This is a genomic window from Bacillus sp. SIMBA_008, assembly GCF_046535495.1.
GTDB lineage: Bacteria > Bacillota > Bacilli > Bacillales > Bacillaceae > Bacillus > Bacillus subtilis.
Map to the genome: position 1 here is coordinate 1 of NZ_JAWRWL010001306.1, position 234 is coordinate 234.

At 57.7% G+C, this 234-nt stretch carries 1 protein-coding gene; it reads left to right on the forward strand.

Translation table 11 applies throughout. The features are described from left to right. On the forward strand, positions 1-182 hold a 182-nt coding region (locus SB658_RS27665), incomplete at its 5' end, for a hypothetical protein (protein ID WP_410603779.1). Positions 183-234: the final 52 nt, after the last annotated feature.

A 234-nucleotide genomic window follows, 5' to 3' on the forward strand; every position in this document is an offset into this window, starting at 1 on the left:
CTCGTCGACCGAATCAAAAGATTGCGTCGATCATGACACATCACCTGGTGCCAGATGATCCCAGCGCTATTGGTTTCGTACAAACGCGTACTGAGCCTGCGGCGCCGCGTGCTGGATCAAGAAAAGATGCGACAGCTAAATGTCGGGCACCGCGAGAGCAGCTTGCGCTTCACCCCTGTTGAAGCCGCTCCAGCAGACCGGCTGCTCGACACAAGAGCCCTTGTGGAGCGAAGG